The organism is Bacillus sp. S4 (assembly GCF_040838205.1).
Taxonomy (GTDB): domain Bacteria; phylum Bacillota; class Bacilli; order Bacillales; family Bacillaceae_G; genus Bacillus_A; species Bacillus_A cereus_U.
The window spans coordinates 1-2,431 of sequence record NZ_JBFPJI010000429.1 but is presented as its reverse complement, the minus strand read 5'-3'; the positions used below and the strand labels follow the sequence as shown (position 1 = coordinate 2,431).

Sequence of the window (2,431 nt, the reverse complement as noted above, 5' to 3'; positions counted from 1 at the left end):
ATTTTATTCTTATTTTCCGTTCGTTGAGAGCAATTATTTTTTAGTTGCTGTATTTCCCATTGCAATAGAAATTCTATTCCAACTGTTGATTTGATTGATTACCAAAACAAGGTCAACATATTGTTTCTCGTCATAGTGTTCACGTACTCGCTTATATAGGTCTTCAGGAACTCTTTTAGTAGGAATTAGAGTAATATGCTCAGATAGTTCAAGAGCAACTTTCTCTTCAGGTGTATAAAAATCACATTCATTCCAAGCATTCAAACAATAAATTCGTTGTTCGGTTTCACCCATCTTACGAGCATCGGATGTATGCATATCTATGCAGAAAGCACAACCGTTAATTTGAGAGACTCTAATCTTTATAAGTTCTCTAGTAATTCGATTAATTGTAGACTTCTTAGTGTACTTCTCCATATCCATCATAATTTTCATGCCATCAGGTGCAACATCATAGTAGGAAATTCTTTGACTCATAAGGCAAGACCTCCTTTAATTTTAAGATACTTATAATTATACCGTCACACGAACATTTGTGCTAATATTTTGTTTGTAAGGCATTCGAAATCAAAGAGAATTTCAGTTGTAGACAGTGTAATTAGTTGTTTCATGGTACGTAAATATCGCAAATGAGTATACGGACGCGATAAACGAGGTAATTTCATTTCTATTCCTAATTTTTTAGCAGTAGGATGAATGAACGAGCTCCAAGCTTCTACCACATAAGGCAATTTCCATGGTTTAACTTTAAGATGCGGGATAGGGCGTAATTCAAGTGGCATCCATTCTATTTCTACATCTTTTTCCTTTGCACCCCATCTAAAGGGGCAGTAGCTAAAAAACAAAATGGACAAATAAAATCAGAATAAACTCTAATTTTCACTGTCATATACATTCCTCACATTTCTTTTTATCCCATATTTATAACTATACGAGCTTCAAACATGGGGATAATATGACTAATACAATATATCTACTACAAAAAATTCATTTCATTTACGAATGAAGTAACCCCTCGTTCCATTGTCATACTTCCTATAATCTCTTTGCAAAACTATAATCCATTTCTCCGCCTAATGCTTCAGCTGTATCACCAGTTTCTCTAAAATCATGTGTATAAATTTGTTCAAATAAACCGAAATCTACTTGCTTATAAAATTCGAAACAAGGGAATCCATCATGTTCTCCTTGAATATCGATACTGCCATTCTTTTTCACACATACAGTTAATAAATAGTCCACAGGAGGTGCATACACATTTAACGGATTACTAGCACTTGCACTCATTTTGAATTGCACACCCTCAGAATTCCATACAATATGAGTACACACAATATTTTCAGTACTCGCTTTTCCTGTTCTTTTATTCACAGAACCATCTGGATTTGTAATCTTCTCTGTCGTGACACCCGTGTTCGCATATGAAAACACTTCTTCTTTATAAAAATCTACTACTACCTCTTGCTCAACTCTAGAGCGCATAGTATTTACCGCATGTGGTGTAAACTCACGTGAATCACCTTCGAATTGGATTACTTTCCCTGTTTGTGCATCCTTCCGCGGTTCTGTCCAAGACATTGGAATAAATACGTTGGCTCTAATTTTAACGATATTAGTCATAAGAAACACCTCTATAATATTATTTTAAATACTGCATACTATTGAATAAAACAGACCACAATTTCGCTCCCATAATCAATAGCTTTCGCTTTTACGTTTGCTACTTCCTTCTGAAAAATAGCGCTATATTTATATCTAGATTGTCGTTTTAAAGCTATATTCCATTTCTCCAGCTAGTGCTGCTGAGGTATCATCCGTTTCTCTGAAATCATGTGTATATATTAATTCAAATGAACCAAAGTCTATTTGTTTATAAAATTCATAGCAAGGGAAACCATCATGTACACCTTCAACATGCACAGTACCACTTTCATTAACTCGTATAGTCAAAAAATAATCAGCTGCAGGTGCTGCCGCGTTTAAAGGATTACTTGCACTTGCTCTCATTTCAAATGAAACTTCATCTTCACTCCATACAATATTTGTACATGCAATGTTTTCTGTACTTGTTTCTCCTTTTTGATACTCAATTGAGCCATCTGGATTTGTAATTTTCACAGTGACGATACAAGCATCTGCATATGTGAAAATTTCTCTTTTATAAAAATCAATATTCACTTCTTGTTCTAATCTTGAACGCTTTGTGTTCACAGCATATGGTGTAAATTCACGTGCATCTCCAGCATATTCAAACGCTCTTCCTGTTGCAGGATCCTGAATAGGTTTCAGCAAAGTATACGGTGCAAATACACTCCCTCTAATTTTAACGATATTAACCATGTGAAACCTCCATAATTCATTGATTTTATTTAGATAAATCATTATTTGTTCTATTACTATCATATAGTCAATTTGATTGACTATATCCTGT

3 protein-coding genes and 1 pseudogene are annotated in these 2,431 nt (G+C 34.2%); all 4 read right to left on the bottom strand.

Going from position 1 to position 2,431, the window contains the following annotated elements; all coding sequences use genetic code 11:
* Positions 1–33 precede the first annotated feature (33 nt).
* Positions 34–477 (bottom strand): carboxymuconolactone decarboxylase family protein, encoded by a 444-nt coding sequence (locus AB3X48_RS21165; RefSeq protein ID WP_002010721.1) that lies wholly within the window; start codon positions 475–477, stop codon positions 34–36.
* A gap of 143 nt (positions 478–620) precedes the next feature.
* Positions 621–889, bottom strand: a pseudogene (locus tag AB3X48_RS21160) (DsbA family oxidoreductase); the annotation flags it as partial.
* A 146-nt stretch (positions 890–1,035) separates the two neighbouring features.
* Entirely contained in the window at positions 1,036–1,620 is a 585-nt protein-coding gene (locus AB3X48_RS21155) for a DUF3238 domain-containing protein (protein ID WP_016103783.1), read from the bottom strand.
* A 135-nt stretch (positions 1,621–1,755) separates the two neighbouring features.
* Positions 1,756–2,340: a DUF3238 domain-containing protein gene (locus AB3X48_RS21150; protein WP_002159204.1), complete on the bottom strand. Its 585-nt coding sequence runs from the start codon at positions 2,338–2,340 to the stop codon at positions 1,756–1,758.
* Positions 2,341–2,431: the final 91 nt, after the last annotated feature.